Raw genomic sequence first — 19,574 nt, 5'->3', positions numbered from 1 at the left:
AGCTTTCATTTATTGACGGCCACGGCCGGCGCCGGCATCACCAGTTCAACCTCTACACGCCGGTTTGCGCTGCGCCCAGCCTCGGTGTCATTTGAGGCTACAAAGCAGGTCACGCAGTAGGAGACTTTCAGCTTGCGCGGGTCAACGCCGCCGCTGGCAAACGCGGCGCGCACGGCCGCAGCCCGTGCGATGGCCAAGGCGCGATTGCCGGCCACGGTGCCGGTCGAATCGGTGCGGCCACGGATTAAGACGCGCTCGGCCGTCATGGCCAGCGGCAGCAGCTCGGACAAGCCACGCTTGGCCTCATCGTTCAGATTTGCCACGGAGCTGGAAAACGGGAGCGAGCGCAAGGAACGGGACGCCGTAACAGCGACTGGCGCGGCCGTGGCCGGGCCGACTGCAACCACCGTCACGGGGCGCACGTCGTCGGTGAGCTGGGCGGAGCCGGCCGGGATGGCATCCACCTCGGCCGGCATGGCCAGCGTAGCAACAGTGTGGGCGTCGAGCTTGGCCAAGATCGAAGGCTGCGGCCGTGCGGCCGGCTTGCCATTCGCCTCGGGCGCAACATCGGCGCTGCCCAGCATTGGAGTCTTGGGCGTTGGTGCCGCACACGGATTGCACGGCACAAAGTAGTCGGTGCCGGTTTGCGGATCGCGCACTTGGGCCAGCCCGGTGAGCACAGGCGCGCCCATCAGGAGCGCACGGGGTTGCTCGGGAGGCATCGGCGCGCATCCTGTAACGCCAGCGGCCAGCAACGAGGCCCCCAGCGCCAGAGTCACAGGCGCTGGCCAGAACGGCGTGCCAGGATGAAGCGCGCGCCGGCCCTTGCGCGTCAGAGACAGTCGGATGGATGTGCTGGCAGGTTTGCGCGACAGATAGCCGCGGTCGATAAGGTGACGGGTTTCACCCAGGTACTCGCGCATCACGTCCAGATCGGCAGCACCGCCCAATGGACGGCCCGCCGCGCGTTCCGAAAGCACCCGAATGCCCCGCACTTCGCCACGGTCGAGCGCGCGCAGCAGCGCAAGCGCGGTTCCGTTCAAGTCGGGATGTTTGCTCATAGTTCAGTCCTTCACCAAGTCCTTGAACGTGGCCCCAGGCGTGAATTTCGGTTTATGGGTCGAAGGAATCTTGATCGGTGCGCCGGTCTTCGGGTTGCGCCCGGTGCGCGCGGCGACGGCTGCTTTCTCGAAAGTGCCAAAGCCGGTGAGCTTCACCGCGCCACCCTTGGCCACCTCGTTCTGCACGATGGTGATGAGGCTATCGAGAAAGCGCGTGGTGGCCGCCTTGGATGCTTCGGTGTCTTCAGCAATGGCGTCGATCAGGTCTTGTCGGTTCATGGAAATCTCCGTGTGTCGTCAGTTGAGGATATGACCCAGCACCTTGCCGCAACGGGCGCAGCGCCGTTCATGTACTTGGGTGCCGTCCCAGCTCGAATAGATGGGCGTGGACAGCGGCGAATGGATGCCAAACAGGCAAAGGAGGGTGTTCCACACCTTCACGGAGCTGCCCACATCACGCGGGTGAGCTGAAGCAACGACTCCCCGGTAAGTCCGTCCAGGTACTCGGTGGCCACCAGCCGGCGTGTATCTGGAAATTCCTGCACGCGGTCATCGAGGGCGGCCCATTGGGTGACGCCGTACTCGCGGACAACGCAAAGGATCTCGTCCAGCCTGGTGCAATCAGGCAAAACGGGCGTGCAGCCGATAACGCGCTCGCGCAGCTCTATGGAGAAGAAGTTGCGCAGCTCATCCAGCGTGTGTGTCTCGCGCCAGTTGGATGAAATCACCACATCAACATCGGGATGCGCTCGCAGCCACGTTTCCAGCAGGGGCAGGTAAATCAGCGTGCCTGACTGGCCAGGGTGCAGAACCCCGTCGATGTCCAGCATCAGGACGGGGCCACGGGGCGCACGCTGAAGCGCCCAGCGTGGCGCGCGGGGATTCACCGGCAGACTTTCGCGCGCGAAAGTCGGGGCGACGGTCGGGCGAATGCCGACGAAGCGGAGTAGGGCGCCCATCATCAGCCGTGCTCCGGCAGCTCGGGCAGCGCCGGCATAGGAGCCTCGCCAGCCACCCATTTCCAAGAAGGGAGCTTGCTTTCCGCAATCAATTCATCGACGGCGGCCGCATAGTCTTCACTGGCCCCAGGCGGAACCACGTACATGGCGGTCGGCTCTGGCTCGGTATCCGAAGCCACCGCGCAGGCCAGCGGCCGCGTGGAAGGCAGGTTGTAGCGCATCCCTTTCATGAAGCGCCGGTTCTGCTGCGTCAGCGCATCGAGCACCATCTTCTCGAAGGTGCTTTCAAAGGGAATCCAGTTCTCGGTCACGCACATCAACGCGACTTCCTCCAGCGAGGCTACGCCGGTAGCGCCGATGCTGAACGTGCCGATCATCATCAGGTGGGTGCCCTCCAAGGCATCCCACAGGCCCAGCTCCACCTCGAACCTCTTGAGCAGCCGCTTGTAGATGTCGTCGTTCATCATGAAGTGGCAATCGGGCAGGTGTTTGAGGACGATCTTGTGCCCGTAGCGTGACTGAGCCAGTTCCTTCACTTCCCCCACCACAAGCATCAAGCGCCGTGTGCCCTTCTCGGGTGTGGCGATTCGCATCATCTGCGCGAGTCGCCGCTGGGTGATTTCGTTCTTCTTCTCGGCGTTGAACGATTCGGGCATGTAGAGCATTCCGGCCAAGCTCGCGCCTTTTGCCGTCTTGTCCTCGGCTGCTTGCAGCAGGTACTTGCGGATCACGTACCAACTGCGCTTGCCGGCCATCGTCGGTGCCCAGCGGTTGAAACCTGCTTCTTCCCACAGGTAATGCAGGGTGCCGCGCAGGGTCAGCTTGTTGCCATCGGTCTTGACGCTATCCGTCTCCTTGCCGCTCGGTGCCGGCGCGGATCGGCTCGCGCCCTTGGACAGCGCGAAGTCGAACTTCAGCGCCGTGGTGCCTTCGTCGGGGTTCTCCTGGATCGCGGAGCCAATGACTTGGCCAAGCCCGGACAGCTCGGGCGGCGGCTCGTAGGAATCGCAGGCCGGGGCGTGGCCGCTACCAGAATTGGGCATCCGTTTGATGAGGTACTTTTCATCAACTTTGGCCACGTACATTTCAATGCCGGGGGTGCGACACAGGCACAACGGCCGCTCCCGCGAGCTGTAGATGCGGGCCAGCAGCTCGGGCAAGCCTGGGTCGTCGGAATGAATGGATTGCCCGCCAATCTGGTAGATCGCCATGTTTTTTTCCCTTTCTTACCGGCCCATGTCCCGGCCCACGTCCCGCGCGTTCTCCCGCGCCGGCTCCTTGCCCTGCTCGTACACCTGACTCTTTTCGTTGCCGTGCTGGATCGTCACTTTCTCGCCCACACGGACATCCCGATCTAGTCCTTCCTTCTCGTAGCGCACAGCCACCATGTCGGACATCTTCACCAGGGCGTGATGCGATGAGGTGGCCACCACTTCGCCCTTCACGTCCTGCTTGAGTTCTTGCGCATCCCGCACCACCAAGCCCCGGTGACTGGCGGCCATGTCGATCACGCGCCGCGACTCATCCACGGTGACACTGCCCTCCGGGACGCGGCCCCGGTGAAGCTGCTCGGACAGCTCGGCACGCGCATTGAAGTAGCTGGTTTCCCGCTGGCCTTGACTGGTCTGAGGTGTCCAGCTCTGCTTGATGTCGTGAAGCTGCTTGTAGGCCCCGTCCAGCTCCGGGTGGCGCTCCAGCGCCTCGCGCTTGGTGAGCTGGTCGAATGCCTGGGCGCGCTGATAGGCCGGTGTCTGCTCGAAGCGGGCCAAGTCGTTTCGAGCCGCTTCGAGCTTGGCCGCCAGCTCGTCACGGTCGGCCAGCACTGGCCGCGCGGTACGCTCCTGTTCAGGCCGCAAGGCATCAGCGTAGGCCCGCTTCAGGGCCTCGTCGTTGCCCCCGATGTACTTGCCATACTCCCGCACACCCTCTTTCTCGGTGTACGTGGTCTGCCCCGGCGTCGAGGCTGACTCCCGGCCATTGGGAAGGCGCTCGGTGCGGATCACATAGGGCTGGTCTTCAGCCTTGGCATCCCGGAAGGCCCTGGCGGCTTCATTGACGTTGCTGTAGTCCTTCGCATCGTTCTTGGCCACGGTGCCCACGGTGTAGGTCACGTTGTCGCGCACACCCTCCCGCTGCTTGGCCAGCGTATTGATGTCGTCCAGGGCGGACACGTAATCGCGCCGTTCGGCGTGCGTCCAGGCGCGTCCGCGCTCCTGCTCCAGCACCTCAACCGCTGCTGCACGCCGCTTCCACTCTCCGCGCTCTTGGCTGTTCTCGTAGATTTGCCGTTGGTTGGCGTCATAGACGCGCACCGAGTCGGTGAGCTTGTCGCGCTCCAAGGCGCGTACTGACTCCACCATGCCGTTGTAGGCGTTGTCGTGCTGTTCCTTGTTGACGAACCGCCCGGTGCCGCGCTCGGCCACCTGTTCCTCGAAGCGAAGCCGTGCGCGGGTCACTGAGGTTTCCGGGTTGACCGCCAACACGCGGGCCTCCACCTCGTAACCCTGTTCCTTCAAGCGAGTGGTCAAGTCCCGGATGTTCTCCGGGCTGCGCATCGTGCCGTCCACCACCAGATTGCGGCGGTTCTCCACGGCGGCCAGCGTGAGGCGGGTAGCCCATTCGCCGGCCTCCTTCTGCGTTCGGTCGGCGGCGTGCTGGGGGTCTTCGCGCGAAAGCTGCTTGTAGCGCGGGTTTTCCTCGCGCATCCGGTCGGCGTCGATCACCACAGCGCCGCCGTTGGCGCGCAGCTCGCGGATCGCTTCGGCGGCCAGCGCCGATTTGCCCGATCCTGGTTGGCCGCCCAACAGGATCGCCTTCGGATTCTCTTGCGCCGTCGTTCTTGCCAGTGCATCGCGCTCTACATCCTTGTAGGCGCTCTCCATTGCGTACTTGGAAACCTCCCCAGCCATTTGTCTGCCCTCCTGCCTTATTGGTAAAGGTCGCGGGCCTGTTGGCCGTACTGAGTGATGACGCGCTCGATGGCCTCGTCAGCATTCGGATCGAGGTCTTCGCGGATCGTGCGCAGCTCGTCCTTCGCTTTCTGAGCGGCCGCAATCACGGCCTCGTCAGGGGTAGCCTTTTCGCGTTCGGCGGCAATGGCTTCGGAGTGGTGGGCGATGATGGCCCCCAGGACATCCAGCGCCACCTCGTAGCGGACGCCGGCACGGCTGAAAAGTTGGTTGGTCATGGTCGTGGATTCCTCACTGATTACCGGATTGGTTTTTGGCTTGGGTTGCATGGAGCGGCCACAGGGCCGCGTGCAGCAGGCGGTAGGTGATGCGGTCGCGCTTCAGCAGGCGCGCATACACGTCGTTGGCCGTCAACCCAAGGCTGCGGGTGGCGTACAACCCCCACGCCAGATAGACGGCCAGCAGCACGGCCGCAACGGGGACGAAAGCCAGAAACCACACCCCAGCGATGACAAGCCCCACCACAAGCAAGCGGCCCCCTACGGTCGCCCACTTGGAGCCGAACATTTCGAGCTGGGCCTTACGGTTCAGGTCGTGCTCGGCATGGGCGCGTTTCCAGACATCGGCCCACGGCTCGCCGGGGGAACGGCTGAAGACGGCATCCAGGTAGGCACGAAACTCGCGCATCAACAGGTAGGACGCGGCAAAGCACATCCCCACAAAAACCAGCAGCTCAAGCGTTTCTCGATTCATGTTCTTCTCCGTCGGTCTTTCGCGCGCGAAAGTCAGCGCGGCGTCGGCACGCGCTCGCGCTCCATCTGCATGTCCTTGCCGCCACGATCCCGCGCCGGCTCCTTGCCCTGCTCATAGACTTGGCTGCGCGCCTTGTCGTACTGGATCGTCACGCGCTCGCCCACGGCAAGGTCACGATCCAGATTGGCGCGTTCGTAGCGCACGGCGATCATGTCGCCCACTTGGAGCATCGCGTGGTGCGACGAAACCGCCACCACTTCGCCCTTGAACTGCCCGCCAAGCCGTTCGGCGTCCCGCACCATCAGCCCGCGATAGGCTGCGGCGTGGTCGATGACTCGCTTGGACTCGTCCAGCGTCACGCCATCGCCCACTAGCCGGCCGCTGTGCAGCTCCTTGGAAATTTCTGCCCGCAGGTAAGCGGCGTCCTGCCCGGCACGGTGGGCGTCGTGCAGCATCTTGTAGGCACCATCCAGCTCGGGATGCTTGGCCAGAGCTTCGCGCGTGGCCAGTTTGTCGAAGGCCACCGCCCGCTCCACGGTCGTGATTTCGTAGAAAACTTCGCGCGCTGGCTCCAGGTTGCCGCGCGCGGACTCCTTGGCGGCCTCGTTCCACGTCTGCTTATCGACCTTGGAGTAATCGAGCTGATAGCCCGCATCCTTGGCGAGCTGCCCGATGAATTCGCGCGTCGTGCGGCCGTTCCCTTCGCGGAAGGGGTGCATTTCGTTCACGCCGGCATAGACCTCGGCCATCTTCCCGCTGAACTGCTCCTTGTCCATCCCGCGCAGATAGTTGGCTTCCTTGATCGCGGATTGGATTTCCTGCGCCTTCTGCGGGATGTCTTCCTTGAAGGTGAACAGGGTTCGGTCGCCGGCAGGCCCCTTTGCAATATCCACTTTGCGCACTTCGCCGGCCCACTCGTACACATCCCGAAAAACCTGCTTGTGGATCGCCTGAAGGTGGGCCAAGTCGTACTCGCCCCGTACCGGGTTTTCGCGCAGCTCCTGAATGCGAACGGCCGTTGCGCCGCGCTCGAAGCGTTGAAGCGCCGCGAGGTCGCGGATGTCGGCCTTGTTCTTGAGAACGTGTGTGCCGGGGTAGGTGTAGTCCTCTTGCTCGCTCATTGCCCAGCCCCGCGTGCGCGCTCCAGATACTTGGCCACCGCCTCGTCAGGGGTCAGGGTGCCGGCGATGACGGCCTCCTGAATGGCGAGGTCGGCGGCGTCCACCGGCATTCCCTCCAGGGACAGGGAAGCATTGGCTTGAGCAAACTGCGCACGGCGCACGTCGGCCGGATGGGGCGCAGCCACGGGGCCGGTATCGAGTTCATACGGGTTCTTGTCTTCCATGTTCGCCTCCAGTCAGCCCAAGCCGGGCACAGCAATGCCGAACACCCGCACGGCAACAAACACCACTGCCGCCAACCCCGCCACGATCAGCACGCCGCGCAGCACGCGCGCGAGCAACAAGCCAACGACAATGCCGATCAACAGCGGAGTAGGGGTTTCAGCGAAGATGCGTTGCAGTGCGGCCCATGCCCCGCCCACGTAGGGAGAAACCATTTGCCATATCTGCGTCAGCAGCGCATCCATCGGTAAGTTGTCCATGCGGGTGTCCAGTGCCAGTATTCAGATGCCGTTTATTTGCTTTCACGATGAAAGCAAGTTTATCAAAAAAATCCTACTGGCACTAGGCGTTTAGCGCGATAACGTCAATAGGAAGGGGAGGGCGATCACGCCACCAAGCTCTCACGCACCGGCCGCAGCGCGGCGGATGTCTGGCTGATGATCTGGTGGATTTCGCCCAGGTAGCTATCCACCCGGTTCTTCATGCTGGCCCAGGTATGTTTGGTCTGAACCAACGCATCGAGCGTTTCAGCGTCGAACCGTCCCGCCTGGATGCAGTTGTGGATGGTCAGCAGGCGAATCTCCATGTTGCGCAGCGCGTACTCGCAACGATTGATTTGCTGGCCGTCGATGGGGGTATGGCAGTAGCGGACGTTCTCCACGTCGCGCACGAAGCCCTCGAAGTCCTTTTGATGGTCGCTGAGAAGGCCGACAAAAGTTTCCATCAGGCGCAGTTCGCGGTCAGGGGTAGTCATTGGTGGAATCTCCATGTTGTTGGTTAAGGGTTGAGAGAAAAGCATTCGGAACGATGGCCGCATGTGTTGCATTTGCGGCCCCGGCTTTTGCGCGCTTTGGCCCTGCGCTCGGTGATGTCGATGTACCGGGCCACCAACTGCTCGCAATAGGCGTCGTCGCGCAGCTCCACGCGCATGGCGCGGCGCTCACGGGTTTTTCGGTTGTTGATGGCCACGAAGCCAAAGGGCGCGGTTTCGAGTCCGTTCAGGCGAAGCAGCCACGCTTGCAAAGAGAGCTGCGCAATGTCCGTCTCATAGACGCGGTGGGCATCGCGGTTCTTGTTTTCGAGGGGAACATGCAGTCCATCAGGAAGCCGATACACCTGATCGGGCCGGCCCACGATGGGGAACGGCGCATTGATGAACAGGTTGCGTTCCACTTGAGCCACCTTGCCGGCCGCAAGCTCGGGAGGGAGCCAGTTCTGAGTGAACCCGCGCCAGACCATGAATGTCCAGCCGGCCAGCACCAGGGCAAGGGCGAATAGGATGTAGCTGGCCAAGTTGCTCATCGCGGCATCCCCATCAAGCGAAGCAGGGCGTTCAGCCCGGCGCGCACAGCCGTGGCCGCGCACCGGCTCCTGCACAGCAGGGGCACCAAGCTAGGTGAGACGGCGTAGTAGGCTCGGACGAACAAGCGCCCTGCCATTGCCGGCATCAGCACACGATCACGCCAAGCGCGCAGGAAATTCGTCTCGGCCGCGTCAGGCCCGTAGATCGCGGTGGCAATGAAACAGCGCCGATCAATCGCTGCGCGCGTCTGCCCTTCGACCTGAAACCGTAGGTGCTCGAAGGTGCCGGCAGCGGCCTTCGCCCGAACCTCCAGCGGCCGGGCATCCCCACGCTCACGGTCGAAAACCACCTTTTGCTCGCAGTAAACCGTGCCTACGATGTCGGTGATCGTGTGGTACTTTTTGGCCCGCCTCATCACCCCTCCTTCTTTCGCGCGCGAAAGTCGGGCTTGGCCAGCATCCAGCGATAAATGCCTAGCAGGCTGGTGGCAGTGAAAGCCACTTGCATGAAGATCAGGCCCGGCGCGTCGGTCATGACGCCGAAGCCGATCCAGCAGACATTCGAGGCCAGGAAAGACACGAAGCCCCAGCCGGACAAGCGGTTATTGAGGGCCAGCATCAAGGCCCCCAGCACCCCAAACGCGCAGCCGATCCATTGCAGGTAGAAGGCATCCATGCTCATCTCACAGAAGGGCCTTGCGCCCGGTTTCCACGGCCCGCATCCGCATGGCCAAGGTCGGGTAGGCATTGGCGAACGAGAACCAGCGAACCCAGGATTTCGAGGGGTACAACACGGCCAGCTCGCGCAGCGCCGTCAACATCGTTCCGCGCCCTACGGACTGCGCAGCGCCGGCATCCGCCCGGTACTCGCAATACCGGCGAATCCCCAGGAACAGGAGGAAGGCGGCAAAGAAAAAGTTGTTGTTGTCCAGGAGGTGGCTGCTCACAGCAAAGCAGCAGGCATAGGTGAACGTGGCGAAGATGTGGCGCTCATGAACATGGGCGTTTTCATGGGCGATCACGCCCCGCATACCCTCGTCGCTCATGCTGGCCAGCAGGCCGGTTGTCACGTAGATGCGCGAATGACTCGGCAGCAGCCCCACAGTGTTGGCTTCCTTGTCGGCATGGTCATACAGGAAGACGGGGCGACTATCAGGGACGGTTGCCACTATCCTTGCCAAACGCTCTTGAAGCGCAGCATCCCGCGACGGTCGCGGAGCAAGGAAGCGCGCCGATAATGGCGCGCTGGCATAAAAGCCGAACAGGAATATCAGGCTACCGAGAGCCTGAGTCATTGGCTTGGCGGCCGGATTCGTGGATAACCTGCCAGTTACCCACAAAATGCCGCCAGCAACCTCCATGATGAAGACGATCAGAATGATCCGTCTGAACCAGTGAGACGGGATCATTGCAAATTGCAGTCGTCACAGATTAAAGCTGTTGGGATCGAGCGATACGGCGTTTGATCGGTGCCAGCGCGCCAGTCATTTCTCATGCTGAGAGGCTGTTGCGAAGCACATCCGCCCAAGGTGGCCGTGGTAATGAGAATCAGGAGAAGTTTTTTCATCGGTTGCCCTTTCAGGGGAAAGTTGGTTATTGATTTCTTCCAGCAGCTCCCGGCACACTGAATGCACCCGTTGACGCGAGACGCCGACGTGGCGCGCGACGGTTGCCTGCCGGTAGCCTTTGAGGAACACTTCATCAGCGATGCGGTAAGATTCGGACGAAAGACCCAGCCGCCGCGCTGCTTTCACGAAGACAGCACGCGACACATGGCCACACGCTGCGGAAACAGTCTTGAATATCTGGCTCATCCCCTTGCACCGTAAGGGTTTTGGGCGTATTTTGTCAATAGACAAGATGCGCAAATTCTATCCAAATTGGAAGGAGAGTTGTAATGAAAAAAATGCTTTACGCTGCTTTCATCGTGGCAGCACTTGCCGGCATGACGAACGCCAGCGCCCAAGCGGCCGCCTCGAAGCGTGGCGGTGTCTGCATCGGCCCCTTCCGTGGTGGCGATTCGGTGTTGCAGTGCGAACACATCGGCAAGGTGACGATCAAGCAGATTTACGAAAAAGGCTTCCGTGTCGTGCATATGCAAGACGACAAAAACACGGCCACCTATGTGACGCTGGTTATTGAGGAACAATAATGATGCGACTGACAAAAATGCTGTTCTCTCGAAGGCGCTGGATGCTCTGGCTTCCATTGCCGGCCGCTGCCGCACTTTCGGCATCCGGTGGTAATTTCCTTGCCGACTACATTCCAATGCTCGGCGGCGGATTGATTTTCTGGATTCCATTCTGGCTTGCATGGTGGTTAAGCGATGGATTCAAGGGAATGTCGAAATGGCCCGGCACTGGCGCGCCAAATAGCGCAGCAGGCGTTAATCCATTTACCGGCAAGTCTTGTGTTGTTCATCATTTACCCTGGGGCGATAACTACACGGGCGGCAATTCTTGAAAGGGGGCAAAGCCCCCTTTCCCTTTACTTGCTGCCGTTGTTGATCTGAACCGAGGCGGCTGTTTCCCGCTTCATGTTGTCGTTCAGCTTTTCGCCGTCTGCCGTACCGTCGCCGCCAGTCAGCTTGTCCCAAGCCTTCTGAACGGTGTCCTTGCCGTCGCGGATCATGTTGTCCTCGTTGACGGCTGCGGGGTTGGCCCGCCCAGCGCCAACAGCCTTGTCCGGGCTGGCCCAGGCATTCACGTTCTCGTCCAAGGCCCCGGCACGCGCGGGGATGCTGCCCTTGTTCTTCGGGTCGAGCTGGCCCTGTACGTCCCCTCTGGATTCCGCAATGATCGGAGGCGCAGAGGTATCGACCTTGAGCGGAGCGGTTCCGCCGTAGCCGGTCTGTGCCACCTTCTTCTTGTGGACGCCCTGGATGTCCTGCGGGATGCCGGCGCGATCCTTGGCGGATTGCTTCTCCAGCTCGCCCTTCGTGGTCGGCAGTTTTTCGCCTGCGAAAGTCTGCTGCGGCATGGTGGTAGCTTGTTGAACCATGCCCTTCTCGCTCACGTAGTCCTGCACCATGTCCATGATCCGGTCTTCGGATTGGTTGGCGAAACGCATGGCGGTCATGCCATTGCGCGCTGCCACCTTCTCGAACAGATACGGATCAGCCATCAGATCCTTGTGAGTCGTGAAGCTGTTGCTGTCGCTACGGTTGGCGCGGTCGCCAGTACCGAATTCACGACGATCAGAGACATCACGCACGCGGGAAACCTCATCCACGTTCGTAAGGGCGGCATCGCGGCCGTGGCGGTCGTTTTGGGCCGATTGATTGCCCGTCCCGGCCTGCTCGGTGCGGGAGCCGCGTTCAGCAAACGTGCGCTCGGTGCGCGCGGCCTCCTGGTTGCCATGAACCGTATCCACGCCCCGATCCCGGCCGTGCTCGGCGGTGTAGGTCTTCGCGCCGTTGTAGCCCAGGCCCGCGTTGATGAGGCTGCCCGAAGGCTGGGCACCGCCCTTGCCGCCACGGTAGTTCTTCAGCGCCTGGTCGATCTGTTGCTGGTTCGCGCCGCCCTGCTTCATGGCGTCAGCAATACGCTTTTCCTCGCGCGGATCAGGCGCGCCACCCGCGCCACCCGCACCAGGAGCACCGCCGCCGTTGGGGTTCCCACGGCCAACACCCAAATTCATGTGGAGTTGGTCATTGGCACCGGCCGCAGTACGGAAGTGCGAACCCTCCCGGAAGTTGCGATCCAAGTTCTGGCCAGTGGAGTGCTGGCCGCCATACCCGCCCTCGCTCCCGCGAGCCGCCACCACGCCCGTGTTCTGGTATTGGCCACGGGTTGTATCGTGCCCCTTCACGTCCGTGAGGCTTGAGCTGTCGCCGTGCCGGCGCGCCAGTTGATCCCCGGTCGAAGTGATGTCGGTACGATGCGCTTCCTGGTTTCGGCCGGCTTCCAGTCGGTGATCCATGTTCATCTGCGTCAGCATCCGGTTTTGGAGCTGCTGCAAGGCAACCGCGCCGTTCGCGGCCATTGTGGCCGTCGAGCCATTGCCTCGGCCGATGGTTGCCCCGCCGCCTTGCAGGCCGATGTTGCTGTCGTACTTGTTCATCGAGGTCGTGTTGACCGATGCGGTATCAAGTCCAGCTTGGCCCATGCTGACATTGCCGCTGGCATTGCTTGCGCCCACCGCTGCGCCGGCAGAGGCAAAGCCGGTCATCATCCGGTCGGCAACACCCATGAAACCGCCCTGCCCCAGCTTGATGATGGCCCCGGCGATGAATGGCACCAGGACAACCATGTAGCCGATGGCCGCCTGCTCGTTGGTCAGCGTGGCGTCGAAAGCATCGGTGAGCTGGAACGGCACACCGGCCGCCAGCTCCAGCGCGCGCGCCTTGTAGCGCAAGTGCATGAGCGACAGGTGGTTGATGACGGCGAATAAGATTGGCCACAGGCCGATCCAGGCCAGCGACATCATGTAGCCCGCGATGATCTTCTTTGCACCCTCGGTCGAGCTGACAACCATCAGAACCACAACAACCGGGAATAGGCCGTAGATGATTGCCTCGATCCAGTTGCGCATGTGGGGCAGCGTCTCTTGGGCCAGCAGGCTCAACGTGCTGTTGGAGCCGTCAGCTTGCCGTGCCGCCTGGGCAGCGCCGGCCAGGGCATTAACCTCGGCCACCCGCGCAGGATCGTTCAGCAGCGCCGGCAGCTCGGTGCCGGCCTCCTTCCAGATGTTGTTGAACATCGCCTGCTTCATCGCGTCGGAGGCGTTGCTGGAGTTATTCAGAATCCAGTCGTAGGACGTGCCCACCGTCGAAACGAACATGCTGGTAGCGATGGCATCACTGCTTGCCCGAGTGAAAGCCTGCTTGCCGTAGAAGGCTTGGCCAGCCGTTACGGCGTCGTTGACCTTCTCCTTCAGGATGGCCGCAACATTGGTGCAGGTATCGGTGGTCGGCGCATTCGTCAGGGTGTTGTAGGTGACGAAGCGGGCCGGACTCGTGTTGTTGAAAATCACGTTCCAGGTATCGGTGCCACCCACAATCTGCTGCGGGGTGATTTCACCGTCTTTCACGTCGTACAGCGTGCATTCCTTGATGAACTGCATCAGGTCGGAGCGCAAGCTGGGGTCGCGGATCGTCGCGTTATTCACTTGCTTCAGGATGCGGTGCCCGAAGCCCACATCCCCTTTTTGCAAGCCCAAGTCTTCAGGCACACCGAAGACCGTTTCATAGGTGTTGGTCAGTGCGCCGAACACCAGATTTGTCGTTTGCGCAGTGACGGCCAGGGCAAAGGGGACGTTATCGACCACGCGAGGCGGCTCCAGCCCGGTCTTGTCGGTCAAGGCAACGCGCGCGATCGGCAGATTCAGCACCGTCACGAAAGCCAGGGCGTGGATAAACCACTTCGCCATTTCGAGCTGCTTGTTCATGTAGCCGAACATGCCGATTGCAATGGCGAACAGGAAAACCAGCTTCAGCAAGCCAGCGAAGCCAGCGCCGGCCATCATCGAGGCCACGGCGTTGAAGACGTAGTAGAGCGTTTCTACGTTCCAGTAGGTTTGAATTTCGATGTCCACGGCATCCTCCCTTAGCGCAGGCTCTTGCCGAAGGCGAGCGAGTTACGCAGCGTCTGCGACAGGTTGGCATTGAGCGCACGCTCCATGTACTGCACCTCCTGGGCGATGTTGTAGGTGCTGATGGTCTGCGAGTAGGCAGTGGCCAGCACCTGCTTTGCTGCGCGCGAAATTTCCTCCAGCTCGGGCTTCATCTTGCCCAGCTCGGCGGCCTGGGTAGCGTCGGCTGCGGCGGAGAACTTCGCCATTGCGCCGCGCAGGTCGGTGACGGCACGCTGGATGTAAACCTCGGCGTATTTGGCGGCGATCAGCTCTTGGTAGCGGCCAATCAGCGCATCGGCCATCGAGGTGTTGTTGAGGGTCGTCGTCACGGCCAGCATCTTGTAGATGGGCAGATCGGTGGCGTTCAGGAAGCCGATGGTGGCCGCCATGTCGTCATGTGCCGAACGGTTGGCGATCTTGTCGGAGATTTTTTCCATCTTCTCCCGCACCATCGTCTTGAAGCTCTTGGTGGTCACTTCGTCCTCGGTCGGACTCAAGCAACCGTCCGCGCTGGTCGTGTCGCAACGCCAGATCGGCACCGTGATGGTGTCGGAGGTAGTACGCGCACCCACCAGAGCCTCCACCGTGATTTCCTTGCGCAGCAGCGGGATTGGCAGTTGTGGGGTGTCGCCGGTCGGGAAGATCATGCTGCCGATCATCGACATCAGGATCATGCGTTGCTCGTCGGTGATGCCATCGAGCTTCTTGAGCGCCTTCCACACCACGTTGCCGGTCGGGAGCTGGTCTTTCGCCTCGGGCCTCGCGTTGGCCACCGAGTTCACCGTTTGGTTGGCCCGGCTTTCGCTGTTCATCACGTTCGTCCAAGCGTCGGTGATGTTCTCGAAAATATTGGTGTCCACACCGAAGTTCTTGGCCGCGTTCTGCTTGCCGCGTGTCCAGGTGTCGGGCACGGCCGCATTGACGATCCCCTTGGCCGCCTCGCACGAATCCATGTTCAGACGGTTAGCCGCTTGGGCCGTGGCTTGCAGTGCCTGCATCACGTTGTCGCAGGTCGGGCACAGGTTCTGGATGGCCAGCTTGAAGCCGTAGCCCAGGGCATTCGAGCCGATGTTGCGCAGCATGGCCACGAACTGCTCTTTGTTGATGAACGAGAAGCCGCCTGCGAACAGGTCAATGCCTCCGCACCCAGCGTTCCAGCTCGGCGGCGTCACCGTGGCCAGTTGGTAGGTGCGCTTGGGCATCCGCATGAACAGACTGCCCCCGGTGTAGAGGTTCATCGTCTGGCCTTGCAGCACGGCCGGGTTGCTGACGTTGCCTTGAGCATTCACGGAGTCGAAAAGCTCCTGCATGTTCATGGCGTAGGTAGAGGTGGTGAAAGCAAATGCCGTCACCAGCGCCGTTACTTTTTTCAGTAGCATGGGCAGCTCCTTAGAAGTTATCGCCGGGCTTGGTGCCGGTGAGGACAAAAATTCGATTGACGATTTCGGTCAGGGCCATCATTCCGAAGCCCACGGGTGCGCGGTCGCCGGTCTGCTTCGAGCCGATGAACAGTGCTGGCACGCGCTCAATCCCCCAAGCCGCAGCTTGCGCGCGGCCGTCGCGGGGGTTCGGGAACTCGGGCAGGCCCATGCCATCGACGGATACCGGCAGCACCTCGATGCCGTACTTGTCGGAAAGCATCTTCAGCGTCGGGGCCATTGCATGGCAGTACGGGCAGTCGCTACGGAAGAAGAAGATCAGCCCGTGTTCCTTGGCCAGCATCTTCAGTTGCTGTTCCTCGTTCTGAATGCGGCCCTCGTCGTAAATCTTGATCGCGGAGTTATTGACCGGCCGCTTTTGCGCGTAGTCGAGGCTCGGGTTTTGCCAAACCACGCGCCGCCAGTTGTCAGCGAAGACAGCCCCCTTGTCCTGCGTCATCTGCCAAAGCTCCAGGTAGTCCTTCATGTTCTGGTCGGTGGGGTTCATCACCGCCACGTCTTCCCGGCGCTTCAGTTCTTGTCGCAGTTGCTCGGCGGTCTTGATGTCCTTCAGCTCGATGCGCTTTGGCTGGTCAGCCTTGCGGCCAGTCTGAGGCCGGGCCGGTGCCGGCGTCGGCTGCACAGGTTGCGGCTTGGCGTCTTCCATGTCGCAGTACCAGTTGGGCTTGTTCGCATCGCACTGCCAAACAGAGGGGTAATCCAGCGATTGCGCATTGGCGTACCCAGACAGCAGGGCCAGCAGGAGAAGGCTTCGCTTCATCATTGGCTTACTCCACGGAAATTGGCGGGGTGCCGTCGAGGCAGTAGTTGAGCTGAGTCTTCAGGATCGCGTCGGTGCGCCCTTGCGGGGTATCCACATCCTTCTTGGTGAACACCATTTCAAGGCGCTTGCAGTCGGCGCGACTGAAAGACTTGATGACCTTCGCAGTCACCAGCAGCGGCCCGGACGAGCGGAATTGGCGCGTGAAGTGCTCGGCCACCTCCCCTTCCATGACGCCGCTGGAGCTGCCGTTGCGGATCGCGGCGGCCAGCACGTCGTGTTGCCGGGTATAGACGGTTGGCCCAGCGAGGCTTTCGCGCGCGAAAGTCGAGCAGGCCAGCAGAACGAGGGCGATAGAGAGAGTTTTCATTGGTCGTAGTAGCTCTGAACTTTTTGGTTGACGGTCTGCTGCACCCGATTGCTCATGGTCGATGCCGGCACATCCTTGGGCACGATGTCCGCGATGAACTCGGACAGATCAATCCGGGAGAAATCGAGGGCTTGAAGCTGCGCCTGGTTGAAGCCGCCACAGCTATTCATCGGCATCCCGAGTTGCGCGCGGCCTTGGCGATTGATGATCTTGGCCAGCTTGGAGTTAAAGCAGCAGTGGCGCTCCTTCTTCTCCACGCAGACCTTGAGCACCTTCTTGCTGCAATACGTCTCGATGTGGACGCACAGGTTTTGGCCGCGCTTCATGGCCATGACCTGCTCGGCCGAATCGCAGCTCAACCATTCCTGGATCAGCATGATTGCGATTTGAAGGGCGAAGCTATAAGGATCGAAGCTGACGAACTGAAACCCATTGGCCATGCTGAACTCGAAGGTAAAGCCATAGAACCCGAATTGCGGGTTGAACACTCCATCCCCCAAGCCGGACGCCCAGCTATTCATCGCTCCAAGGCCCTTGTCGATCAGCGAGCTATCGAGCTGACCGTAGAGCGAGTCATAGACGTACTTGGAACCCATAACGATGGATTCGCGCCCAGCCTCGCCGGCCACCGTCATGCCAGCACCCAGCAACTTGTAATTTGTGAAGTTCTGGCCGCCACCGGCTGACTTGCAGCAGCTCTTGAGCGTGGTGCCACCCAAGACCTTGATGCTGCATTCCTCCATGTAGCCCTTGAAGATTTCCACCTTGTTCGGGTCGATGCCGTACACGCCGGCCTCGCGGGCGGCCTCCATCATCACGGCCGCTTGGCCAAAGTCCTTGTCGGGTGGTGCGCTGGTATCAAAGCACCCTGCCCCGCCGTTCTGGCAGAAGGCGCTTTGATCGCACACCGTTTTCTCGGTGTAGGTTTCAGGCTTGTCCGGGCAGTTGTATTTCTGCTCGTACATCACGCAGGTGCCGGAATCGTCGCGCTCCACGCATGACGATCCGATCTGCGAGCACCCCTTGTCTCGCAGCGGCTGGCAGTCGTTGACCATGTTCTGGCTGCGACATTGATAGGTGTCCTGGTACTCCCAGCATTCACGGAAGACAGACAGGCCAGACACGTTGCGCGTCTGGTTGGGCGCGGTGCAGACCGTGCCTGTCTTCTGGCAGTCAGGCGCTGCGAAGGCGCTGAAGCTGGCGACAAAGGCCAATGCGGCAAGAATCTTCTTCATCATCATTGAGCCCTCTGTTCCAGGGGAGCGCACTGGCTGTTGTCCCATTGGTCATAGCAGTTTCGCGGGCACAGTTGGCGCGTCGTGAGCTGGATCGCCCCTTCACCGCCACCTGCAACAATCGTCCGCATGAAGATCGTGTTGGAGCCGTTCTTGAGGTAGGGCTTCACGTCGATGTTCAAGCCGAAGTTCCAGCTCGTCGAAAGCTCCGGGCCGCTGAAGCAGGTGGCGCAGTACTGAACCATGCCGGTGCGGTAGTCGCTGGCCGTGCAATTCCAGCCGCCGCCCACTGCCGTGCAGGATTGGTAGGAGACGGCATTGCCGCCACCGCCGCCGCCCCACCAGCCGCCGCCGCCCGTATCGGAGCACTGCCAGCCACTGCCCCAATCGTCCCAAGTCTGCGTGCATGAGCGCGTGTTAGAGGACTCGAAGACCGGAGGCGGTGAATAGATTTCGAGACGGTCGCCGCCACGCGGGCCGACATAGACGAGGTTTCCGTTCACCTTAACCATCAGCCAGTCGTCAAAAGCGGCACGGGTCAGGGCGAAGCGGGTAATCAAGCCTACGTCGCGGATGTCGAAAGTAAGGTTGCGGTCGTACACCGCGCCCCAGCCGCCCCAATAGTTGTCCGCGATGGTGCCGAACTGGAGGATGTAGTTGCCGGCCCCGTCCGGGGTGAAGCTGGTGGCCATGTCGCCGGCCCAGCTATTCGGGACGATGCCGCCTTGGTCGCAGCCGTCGCGCTCGGGATCGCACGCCACCTTGAGCACGCGCTTGCAGGACAGGTTTTCGAGCGTCTGCGTTTCCGTGCAAGTCTCGGTGATGTAGGTCGCCGGGTTCTTCACGCGCTCCACTCGGCATTGCTGCGTCGAAGCGCCGGGGATGCTGCCGGGGTTGTTGATGACGCCCTTGGAACCGGTCAGGATCGGGTCGGTCTGCTTGTCGATGGTGAACTTCGGCCGCTGCGTCGGGTTCTTGCTCATGAAGTTCACCGCGTCGCATTCCTGCTGCTGGAAGGCATTGGGGGCCTTGTACGTCTCGCACTGAATTTGCTTGTTCGTACCTGCCCCGCCGATGAGGTTGCGCCCTTCCTGGAAGTTGGCCGTCTCCGGTGCCGTGGTGCTGTAGTACGGCAGCACGTTGGAGCCAGTTGCGCCATTGATCTTGCCCCCCGCCACACCCTTGCCCGTGTTGGCGAAGTCCTTGCCGGCGTTGAAGGCATCGGCCGGCGTCGTGATGGTTTGTGCGCTGGCTACACCCACAGCGGCCAGCATCGCGGCGATGGAAAGGACGCGCTTCATTGGTTCCCCCTGATCTGGCGAAGGTAGCGAGACGCCACGGCTTCAAATTGCGGAGCGCGGCGCACAATCTCGTCCAGCGCGTAGTCCAGCGAAACGTCACCGGCCACCGCCACAAAGTTGTCAGGGAGGGCGCAGCCCTCGTTGTCCACTTGGTCGATGGTTGCGGCCTTGGCCAGCACCATCGTGGGAACGGCCTTGACCTTGTACTTGGTGAAGGCGTTGGGGTTCACCAGGACGTTGCCGCCCTGCTCTCCCAGCTCCTTGATGGCCAGCGCCGTATCCTTCAGCGAGTTGTTCTTAAAACCGCGCAGCACCACGGAAGCCCCCACCCGGTTGGCTTGGCTGACGATCCGCTTGAGCGATTCGGCCGGCATCGTGAAGCTGGCGAAAATCATCAAGTCATCCATCTTGCGGGCCTGGGCCTTTTGCTCGTATTGCTTGGCCAGCGCCTCGATGTCGATCCCGGCGCGCTCCGGCGTCGGCACGTTGGGGAATACGTTGGCGGCGTTCTTGGTCGCGGGATTGTTCGGATCAAACATCTGCTTGCGCTCACGATCCACGCGGCGCA

The 19,574-nt window shown here is 61.5% G+C and carries 25 protein-coding genes; 2 read left to right on the top strand and 23 right to left on the bottom strand.

Features of this window, described 5'->3' with window-relative positions; all coding sequences use genetic code 11:
- Positions 1 to 5: 5 nt before the first annotated feature.
- From MRB47_RS19610 to MRB47_RS19535, 16 genes are all read right to left on the bottom strand, one after another.
- Positions 6 to 1,061: an OmpA family protein gene (locus MRB47_RS19610; protein WP_252102681.1), complete on the bottom strand. Its 1,056-nt coding sequence runs from the start codon at positions 1,059 to 1,061 to the stop codon at positions 6 to 8.
- Between the two features lie 3 nt (positions 1,062 to 1,064).
- Positions 1,065 to 1,340 carry an HU family DNA-binding protein gene (locus MRB47_RS19605; RefSeq protein WP_009242125.1) on the bottom strand — a complete coding sequence of 92 codons (276 nt, stop codon included), beginning with the start codon at positions 1,338 to 1,340 and terminating at the stop codon, positions 1,065 to 1,067.
- Positions 1,341 to 1,498: 158 nt separating this feature from the next.
- Positions 1,499 to 1,891, bottom strand: coding sequence for an HAD domain-containing protein (locus MRB47_RS19600; RefSeq protein WP_245615359.1), 393 nt, complete (start codon positions 1,889 to 1,891; stop codon positions 1,499 to 1,501).
- 131 nt (positions 1,892 to 2,022) lie between these two features.
- The gene (locus MRB47_RS19595) at positions 2,023 to 3,231 is read right to left on the bottom strand and encodes a DUF1173 domain-containing protein (RefSeq protein WP_252102680.1); all 1,209 of its coding nucleotides are present in this window, start codon (positions 3,229 to 3,231) and stop codon (positions 2,023 to 2,025) included.
- Between the two features lie 15 nt (positions 3,232 to 3,246).
- Positions 3,247 to 4,929, bottom strand: coding sequence for a zeta toxin family protein (locus MRB47_RS19590; RefSeq protein ID WP_252102679.1), 1,683 nt, complete (start codon positions 4,927 to 4,929; stop codon positions 3,247 to 3,249).
- Positions 4,930 to 4,946: 17 nt separating this feature from the next.
- A complete protein-coding gene (locus tag MRB47_RS19585) occupies positions 4,947 to 5,207 on the bottom strand; it encodes a hypothetical protein (RefSeq protein ID WP_009242129.1) in 261 nt (86 codons plus the stop codon).
- Between the two features lie 13 nt (positions 5,208 to 5,220).
- A complete protein-coding gene (locus tag MRB47_RS19580; protein WP_017510481.1) occupies positions 5,221 to 5,682 on the bottom strand; it encodes a hypothetical protein in 462 nt (153 codons plus the stop codon).
- A 32-nt stretch (positions 5,683 to 5,714) separates the two neighbouring features.
- Entirely contained in the window at positions 5,715 to 6,803 is a 1,089-nt protein-coding gene (locus tag MRB47_RS19575) for a Fic/DOC family protein (RefSeq protein WP_011798681.1), read from the bottom strand.
- Complete coding sequence (locus MRB47_RS19570) at positions 6,800 to 7,027, bottom strand: antitoxin VbhA family protein (RefSeq protein ID WP_017510482.1); 228 nt, start codon at positions 7,025 to 7,027, stop codon at positions 6,800 to 6,802. The genes MRB47_RS19575 and MRB47_RS19570 overlap by 4 nt, the downstream gene beginning before the upstream one ends.
- Positions 7,028 to 7,039: 12 nt before the next feature.
- Positions 7,040 to 7,270: a hypothetical protein gene (locus MRB47_RS19565; RefSeq protein WP_234710895.1), complete on the bottom strand. Its 231-nt coding sequence runs from the start codon at positions 7,268 to 7,270 to the stop codon at positions 7,040 to 7,042.
- 140 nt (positions 7,271 to 7,410) lie between these two features.
- Positions 7,411 to 7,779: a hypothetical protein gene (locus MRB47_RS19560; RefSeq protein ID WP_009242134.1), complete on the bottom strand. Its 369-nt coding sequence runs from the start codon at positions 7,777 to 7,779 to the stop codon at positions 7,411 to 7,413.
- A gap of 23 nt (positions 7,780 to 7,802) precedes the next feature.
- Complete coding sequence (locus MRB47_RS19555) at positions 7,803 to 8,327, bottom strand: Dna2/Cas4 domain-containing protein (RefSeq protein ID WP_252102678.1); 525 nt, start codon at positions 8,325 to 8,327, stop codon at positions 7,803 to 7,805.
- Positions 8,324 to 8,743, bottom strand: coding sequence for a CFI-box-CTERM domain-containing protein (locus MRB47_RS19550; RefSeq protein ID WP_252102677.1), 420 nt, complete (start codon positions 8,741 to 8,743; stop codon positions 8,324 to 8,326). Before MRB47_RS19550 ends, MRB47_RS19555 begins: the two co-directional genes overlap by 4 nt.
- Positions 8,743 to 9,003: a hypothetical protein gene (locus MRB47_RS19545; protein ID WP_252102676.1), complete on the bottom strand. Its 261-nt coding sequence runs from the start codon at positions 9,001 to 9,003 to the stop codon at positions 8,743 to 8,745. Before MRB47_RS19545 ends, MRB47_RS19550 begins: the two co-directional genes overlap by 1 nt.
- Before the next feature lie 7 nt (positions 9,004 to 9,010).
- The gene (locus tag MRB47_RS19540) at positions 9,011 to 9,736 is read right to left on the bottom strand and encodes a M48 family metallopeptidase (protein ID WP_105779243.1); all 726 of its coding nucleotides are present in this window, start codon (positions 9,734 to 9,736) and stop codon (positions 9,011 to 9,013) included.
- Positions 9,737 to 9,811: 75 nt separating this feature from the next.
- Positions 9,812 to 10,141, bottom strand: coding sequence for a TrfB-related DNA-binding protein (locus MRB47_RS19535; protein WP_082355033.1), 330 nt, complete (start codon positions 10,139 to 10,141; stop codon positions 9,812 to 9,814).
- Between the two features lie 83 nt (positions 10,142 to 10,224).
- Here MRB47_RS19535 and MRB47_RS19530 point away from each other — a divergent pair, with 83 nt between their 5' ends.
- Together MRB47_RS19530 and MRB47_RS19525 are read left to right on the top strand one after the other, a co-directional pair.
- Positions 10,225 to 10,479 (top strand): hypothetical protein, encoded by a 255-nt coding sequence (locus MRB47_RS19530; RefSeq protein WP_252102675.1) that lies wholly within the window; start codon positions 10,225 to 10,227, stop codon positions 10,477 to 10,479.
- Positions 10,479 to 10,790, top strand: coding sequence for a hypothetical protein (locus tag MRB47_RS19525; protein ID WP_229726455.1), 312 nt, complete (start codon positions 10,479 to 10,481; stop codon positions 10,788 to 10,790). The genes MRB47_RS19530 and MRB47_RS19525 overlap by 1 nt, the downstream gene beginning before the upstream one ends.
- Before the next feature lie 24 nt (positions 10,791 to 10,814).
- Here MRB47_RS19525 and MRB47_RS19520 read toward each other — a convergent pair whose 3' ends face one another.
- From MRB47_RS19520 to trbC, 7 genes are read right to left on the bottom strand one after another with little or no spacing between them, the layout of a single operon-like run.
- Complete coding sequence (locus tag MRB47_RS19520) at positions 10,815 to 13,862, bottom strand: conjugal transfer protein TraG N-terminal domain-containing protein (RefSeq protein ID WP_252102674.1); 3,048 nt, start codon at positions 13,860 to 13,862, stop codon at positions 10,815 to 10,817.
- An 11-nt stretch (positions 13,863 to 13,873) separates the two neighbouring features.
- Positions 13,874 to 15,280: a conjugal transfer protein TraH gene (locus MRB47_RS19515; RefSeq protein WP_017510489.1), complete on the bottom strand. Its 1,407-nt coding sequence runs from the start codon at positions 15,278 to 15,280 to the stop codon at positions 13,874 to 13,876.
- Between the two features lie 10 nt (positions 15,281 to 15,290).
- On the bottom strand, positions 15,291 to 16,103 hold the full coding sequence (locus tag MRB47_RS19510) for a conjugal transfer protein TraF (RefSeq protein WP_017510490.1): 813 nt from the start codon (positions 16,101 to 16,103) through the stop codon (positions 15,291 to 15,293).
- A gap of 4 nt (positions 16,104 to 16,107) precedes the next feature.
- Entirely contained in the window at positions 16,108 to 16,470 is a 363-nt protein-coding gene (locus MRB47_RS19505) for a hypothetical protein (RefSeq protein ID WP_105779245.1), read from the bottom strand.
- Positions 16,467 to 17,711 (bottom strand): conjugal transfer protein TraN, encoded by a 1,245-nt coding sequence (locus MRB47_RS19500; RefSeq protein WP_105779246.1) that lies wholly within the window; start codon positions 17,709 to 17,711, stop codon positions 16,467 to 16,469. Before MRB47_RS19500 ends, MRB47_RS19505 begins: the two co-directional genes overlap by 4 nt.
- Entirely contained in the window at positions 17,708 to 19,006 is a 1,299-nt protein-coding gene (locus MRB47_RS19495) for a hypothetical protein (RefSeq protein ID WP_105779247.1), read from the bottom strand. The genes MRB47_RS19500 and MRB47_RS19495 overlap by 4 nt, the downstream gene beginning before the upstream one ends.
- Positions 19,003 to 19,380, bottom strand: a complete 378-nt coding sequence (gene trbC, locus MRB47_RS20045; RefSeq protein ID WP_411275762.1) for a type-F conjugative transfer system pilin assembly protein TrbC — start codon at positions 19,378 to 19,380, stop codon at positions 19,003 to 19,005. Before trbC ends, MRB47_RS19495 begins: the two co-directional genes overlap by 4 nt.
- Positions 19,381 to 19,574 lie beyond the last annotated feature (194 nt).

The organism is Diaphorobacter sp. LI3, assembly GCF_022807955.1.
Taxonomy (GTDB): domain Bacteria; phylum Pseudomonadota; class Gammaproteobacteria; order Burkholderiales; family Burkholderiaceae_C; genus Diaphorobacter; species Diaphorobacter nitroreducens.
Note: the sequence above shows the minus strand (reverse complement) of the source record. Positions and strands in the feature narration are given on the sequence as shown.